General features: G+C 71.0%; 8 protein-coding genes. 2 read left to right on the forward strand and 6 right to left on the reverse strand.

What is annotated here, in order from left to right:
• Both OOT08_RS09345 and OOT08_RS09350 read right to left on the reverse strand, forming a co-directional pair.
• On the reverse strand, positions 1–692 hold a 692-nt coding region (locus OOT08_RS09345; RefSeq protein WP_325092379.1), incomplete at its 3' end, for a PLP-dependent aminotransferase family protein.
• Positions 689–1,879: a M24 family metallopeptidase gene (locus tag OOT08_RS09350; protein WP_325092380.1), complete on the reverse strand. Its 1,191-nt coding sequence runs from the start codon at positions 1,877–1,879 to the stop codon at positions 689–691. The genes OOT08_RS09345 and OOT08_RS09350, both read right to left, overlap by 4 nt.
• Before the next feature lie 122 nt (positions 1,880–2,001).
• Between OOT08_RS09350 and OOT08_RS09355 the strand changes: the two genes are divergently transcribed.
• Positions 2,002–2,907 carry a LysR family transcriptional regulator gene (locus OOT08_RS09355; protein ID WP_325092381.1) on the forward strand — a complete coding sequence of 302 codons (906 nt, stop codon included), beginning with the start codon at positions 2,002–2,004 and terminating at the stop codon, positions 2,905–2,907.
• A 92-nt stretch (positions 2,908–2,999) separates the two neighbouring features.
• Here the strand turns inward: OOT08_RS09355 and rpsN are convergent, their stop codons facing one another.
• The 4 genes from rpsN to OOT08_RS09375 form a co-directional block, all read right to left on the reverse strand.
• The gene (rpsN, locus tag OOT08_RS09360; protein WP_325092382.1) at positions 3,000–3,305 is read right to left on the reverse strand and encodes a 30S ribosomal protein S14; all 306 of its coding nucleotides are present in this window, start codon (positions 3,303–3,305) and stop codon (positions 3,000–3,002) included.
• A gap of 3 nt (positions 3,306–3,308) precedes the next feature.
• On the reverse strand, positions 3,309–3,476 hold the full coding sequence (rpmG, locus tag OOT08_RS09365) for a 50S ribosomal protein L33 (RefSeq protein ID WP_188045137.1): 168 nt from the start codon (positions 3,474–3,476) through the stop codon (positions 3,309–3,311).
• Entirely contained in the window at positions 3,476–3,712 is a 237-nt protein-coding gene (gene rpmB, locus OOT08_RS09370; RefSeq protein ID WP_325092383.1) for a 50S ribosomal protein L28, read from the reverse strand. The genes rpmG and rpmB overlap by 1 nt, the downstream gene beginning before the upstream one ends.
• Before the next feature lie 196 nt (positions 3,713–3,908).
• The gene (locus tag OOT08_RS09375) at positions 3,909–5,012 is read right to left on the reverse strand and encodes an isocitrate/isopropylmalate family dehydrogenase (protein ID WP_325092899.1); all 1,104 of its coding nucleotides are present in this window, start codon (positions 5,010–5,012) and stop codon (positions 3,909–3,911) included.
• Between the two features lie 41 nt (positions 5,013–5,053).
• Between OOT08_RS09375 and OOT08_RS09380 the strand changes: the two genes are divergently transcribed.
• A partial coding sequence (locus OOT08_RS09380) for an SGNH/GDSL hydrolase family protein (protein WP_325092384.1) occupies positions 5,054–5,286 on the forward strand: 233 nt, incomplete at its 3' end.

Below are 5,286 nucleotides of genomic sequence, written 5' to 3' on the forward strand. Positions count from 1 at the left end.
ACGCGCGGGTTTGCGGGGGAGAGCTCCCCGAACGAGGGTTCGTGGTCACCCGAGAAGCGCAGCAGGCCGTAGGGGTCGTCGTCGATGATCGCGCAGTCCCACTGCTCGGCGAGCTCCAGGAGGTGCCTGCGGCGTTCCGCGCTCAGGGTCGTCCCGGTGGGGTTTTGGAAGTTCGGGATCACGTAGATCGCGGCGGGGGTGCGGCCCGCACGGCGCACCAGCTCGGGGAGCGCCTCCACGACGAGGCCGTGTTCGTCGGTGGGGGCCTCGAGGAGCTCAGCCCCGTAGCTGAGCGCGGTGCTGTTCCCGTTGGTGTACGTCGGTCCCTCGACGATGACGAGGTCGCCGGGGGTCACCAGCATCTTGAAGGCGAGGTCGAGGCCCTGCATCCCGCCGGTGGTGATGAGGATGCGCTCGGCGGTGCTGGGCTCGCCCGAACGCTCGGCGATGGCGAGCACCTGCTCGATCAGCCGGGACTCGCCCTCGGTTGCCCCGTAGTCGTAGCGGCCCGCGCCCGGGGCTTGGAAGCAGGCGTCGAAGGCGTCCTGGGGGATGAGGTCGGCGTTGGGCGCGCCCATCGCGAAGCGGACGATGTCGTGTTCCTGCTTCGCGAGCAGCGCGGTGGACGAGTCGATGATCGACCCGGGCAGGGTGTCGCTGCGGCGCGCGAGTCGCGCGGCCAGGCCGGTCATCGCCCGCTCCGCACGATGAGTTCCCGCGGCACGTCGGTGAGCAGCTCGACCCCGCTCGCGGTCACCCGGACCGACTCGGAGGTCTCGAAGCCGTAGCCGGTCATCCACATGCCGGCGATCACGTGGAAGGTCATGTTCTCCCGCAGCTCGGTGTGGTCGTCCGCGCGGAGGCTCACGGTCCGCTCGCCCCAGTCCGGCGGGTAGCCCACCCCGATGGAATAGCCGAGCCGGGAGCGCTTTTCCAGGCCGTTGGCGGCGAGCACCCAGTCCCAGGCTCCCACCACGTCCGCGGGCGTGACGCCGGGTCGAATGGCGTCGAGCGCGGCGTGCAGGCCGTCGACCGTCACCCCGGCGACGCGGTCCAGGTCGGCGGAGGCGGGTCCGAGCGTCACGGTGCGGGCGAGCGGTGCGTGATAGCGCTGGTGCACCCCGGCGAGTTCGATGGCCACGGCCTCACCCGCAACGAGCGGGGCGGAGGTCCAGGTCAGGTGCGGGGTGTCGGCCCCCGCGCCGGTCGGGAACATCGGCACGATTGCGGGGTAGTCGCCGCCCGCGCCGGGCACGCCGCGGGCCTGCGCGGCCTGAATGACGGCGGCCAATTCGTGCTGGGGGGCACCCGCCTCGATCGCGGCGATGCCCGCCAGCATGGCGTGACTGGCCACGGCCCCCGCGCGGCGCATGAGCTCGATCTCGGTGTCTGACTTCACGAGCCGGACCCAGTTCACGAGTTCCCGGCTCTCCACGAAATCCACGTGCGGCCAGGCCCGGGTCAGGGCGAGGAACCCGCGGACCGGGAAGAAGTGCGCATCGCCCTCGTACCCGATCCGCCGGGTCCCGGGCGTCACGAAGCCGCGGTCTCGCAGCTCGGCGGCAATCCAGTCGAAGGGGTGAGCGTCGGGCCGGTGCACGAGCGTCTCCGGGTAGCCCAGCACCGCGTCGCCCGAAAGATCCGCGGTGCGATGGGCGCCGTTCGCGTCCATCTCGCGCATCACGATCAGCGGCGCCCCGTCCGCCGGGACGAAGAGGACCTGGGGCGTGTAGAACGACCAAGCGTTGTAGCCGCTCAGGTAGAAGATGTTGGCCGGGTCCGAGACCAGCAGGGCATCGAGATCCTGCCCGCGCATTCGCGCTTGCACCCGGGCGACGCGTTCGCGACGCTCCCCACTCATGTCTCCCAGCTGTGGCATCGTTGCACTCCTTCGTGTGGCTGTCCTGCAACGCTACCGGCCCCGGACTGTTCCACAACAGACCCCCGCACCGAACGATATAGTGTGGAAAAAGCGAAGTGTCACGGGAAGGGCGGGCCAGCATGCTCGACGTTCGGCGCCTGTCTCTGCTGCGCGAGGTCGCGCTGACCGGCAGCATCACGGCCGCGGCCCGGTCCCTCGGGCTCAGCACGCCGACGGTCTCCCAACAGCTCAGCCGCCTCGAACAGGAGATCGGGGTCGCCCTCCTGGAGCCCGCCGGCCGCGGGGTGCAACTCACCCCGATCGCGGTCGAGCTCGTCCAGCACACCGAGCGGGTCCTGGAGGAGCTGGAGGCCGCCGAGGCCACCCTCCTCACCGGCCGAGACGGGTTGGGCGGGGCCATTCGCGTCGCCGGGTTCAGCACCTTCGCCTCCGGCCTGCTGCCGCGGGTCATTACCCGCCTCAGGGAGCAGCACCCCGCCCTCGTGGTCGAGTTCGTGCAGCTGGACCCCGAGGCCGCAATGGACGAGCTCGCCGCCCGGCGGGCGGACCTGATGCTCGCCGATGAGTACCCGGGGTTTCCGCTCCGCCCGGGCCGAGGCCTGGTGCGCACGCTCATCGCCCGGGAGGCCATCCGGCTCTATCCGCCCGCGGGCACCGGTCACGAGGTGAGCGTCGAGGATCTGGCCGCGATGCCCTGGGTGACCGAGCCGCGAACGAGCGAGGCCTTCCAGTGGGCCAGGACGGTCTGCCGGGGGCTCGGCTTCGAGGCCACGGTTCGCTTCGAGTCGCCCGAGCTGCACGTCCACCGCCGCCTCGTCGAGACGGGACTGGCGGCCGCCTTCCTGCCGGTGCACCTCGCCGAGGGGGCTGGCGTGCCGCTGCTGGCCGCCCGCGGGCTGCCCGAGGACTTGCACCGGACGGTGTACGCCGTGACCCGGCGGGGCGCGGAGCTGCGCCCCGGGGTGCGGGCCTGCCTGTCCGCCATCCGGGAGGCCGCCGCGGATCCGCTCGCCGGGCTCGGTTAGGCCAGCCCGGGAACGCAGAAGCGCGGGCGCCGATCCATTGGATCGACGCCCGCGCTTCGGGTCATCTCAGCCCGCGAGGGGCCGGATGCTGCTTACCAGCTCGACTTGGTGATACCGGGCAGCTCGCCGCGGTGGGCCATGTCACGGAAGCGGACACGCGAGATGCCGTACTTCGACAGCATGCCTCGGGGGCGACCGTCGATGACGTCGCGGCTGCGCACGCGCACCGGCGACGCGTTGCGGGGCAGCTTCTGCAGGCCCACGCGAGCGGCCTCGCGGCTCTCGTCGGTGCCGTTCGGGTCCACGAGGGCCTTCTTCAGCTCGGCACGCTTCTCGGCGTAGCGCGCGACGATGACCTGACGCTGCTTGTTCTTGGCGATCATGCTCTTCTTGGCCATGGTTTAGCGCTCCTCTCGGAATTCGACGTGCTTGCGGACGACCGGGTCGTACTTCTTGAGCACGAGACGGTCGGGGTTGTTGCGACGGTTCTTGCGGGTCACGTAGGTGAACCCGGTGCCTGCCGTCGACTTCAGCTTGATGATCGGACGGACGTCCTGCTGCTTCGCCATTAGATCTTCACCCCACGCTTCTTCAGGTCTGCGACCACTGCCTCGATGCCACGAGCGTCAATAACCTTGATGCCCTTGACCGAGAGCGTCAGCGTCACGTTGCGCTTGAGCGACGGGACGAAGTACGTCTTCTTCTGGATGTTCGGGTCGAACCGACGCTTGGTGCGACGGTGCGAGTGCGAAATGTTGTGACCGAAGCCGGGAACGGCGCCGGTCACCTGGCACACTGCTGCCATGATGTTTCCTCCTGAGTACCGTAGGACGAGTGCCCTACCCAAGATCTCTTGTCGGCACGCGATTTCCGCCGCCACCGGGGTGGGGCGAGGAACGCGTACGATCTGAACGAGGGATTCCGTTCAGCCAAAGATCAACTCTATGCGAAACACGCCCGGGTTCGCAAGTGCGGCGGGGTGGCTCCGCGCCAGAGCCCCCTCACCCGGCCCGGAGGTGCTCCGCGGCCCGCCCCGCGAAGGCCGCGCAGGAGAACCCCTCGCCGTGGCCGATCAGCTCGGCGGCGACCGCGTCGACCGCGGCCCGGACGCGGTCGGCTGCCGCCCGTTCCCCGAGGTGGTCGAGGAGCATCGCGCCGGAGCGGATCTGTGCGCTGGGGTTCGCCGCGTCGGGTCCCGCCGCCGACGCGGCAAGGTCGGGGGCGGAGCCGTGCACCGGCTCGAAGTAGGCGGCGCCGTCGCCGAGATTGCCGCTCGGGCAGGTGCCGAGCCCGCCGACCGTGGCCGCGCCAATGTCGGAGAGGATATCGCCGAGCAGGTTCTCGGTCACGAGCACGTCGTAGCGTCCCGGGTTCGTGATGAGCTCTGCCGCGCAGGCGTCGACGTAGCGGTGCTCGGCGACGATGTCCGGGTGGCTGAGCCGGAACTCGGCGGCCACCTCGTTGAAGACGCGGCGGAAGAAGGCGAGGCTCGGCAGCACATTGGCCTTGTCCACGCAGGTCACGCGGCGCACGCCGTCCGCGGGCGCACCCGAGCGGCCCACCGCGATCTCGAAGGCGCGGCGGACGATCCGCTCCGTGCCCGCCCGGGTGACGAGGAGCTGGTCGACGTGCGCGTGCTCGTTGCCCACGCCCCGACCGCGCGAGGCGTAGAGCCCCTCGGTGTTCTCCCGCACGATGACGTAGTCAATCCTGGGCGAGCCCGCGAGGGCGCCGGGGATGCCCGGGGTCGTCGCGACGGGGCGGACATTTGCGTAGGCGTCGAGCCCGGTGCGCAGGATGCCGCCGAGGACCCCGGCCTCGGTGCCGTCGGGGTGGCGCACCTCAGGTAGCCCGACCGGCCCCTTCAGCGTCGCGGCGAATTCGCCGCGGATACGCGCGAGGTCGGCGGGGGAGAGGGCGCTGCCGGTGCGCCGGAAGGTGTCAGCGCCCCGTCGATGCGGTGCCAGTCGAGCCGTGCCCGATCCTGAACCGCCGCGTCGAGCACCGTGACCGCCGCCGCGGTGATCGCGGGGCCGATGCCGTCCCCGGGGATGAGCCCGATCCGGTGTGCCCGCATACCCGCCCCGTTTCCTCGTTTTCGCCAGCGCCTCTGCCGGTTTTCCCGTCTCGGACGTAGGCTAACAGGGTGACAGACGAGACGATCAGCGCCGGACCGGTCGGCGGCGAGCCGCCACGGATCCGCTTCGCCGCGCTCGGGGACAGCTTCACCGAGGGGGTCGGCGACGACCTGCCGGGCGGGGCCGTCCGCGGCTGGGCCGACCGCGTTGCCGAGGGCCTGGCCGCCGCCGCGGGCCAGCCCATCGAGTACGCGAATCTCGCGATCCGGGGCCGGTTGCTCGGCCCGATCATTGACCAGCA

The sequence above is a fragment of the Leucobacter sp. M11 genome (assembly GCF_035726885.1).
Classification (GTDB): Bacteria; Actinomycetota; Actinomycetes; order Actinomycetales; family Microbacteriaceae; genus JAPFRB01.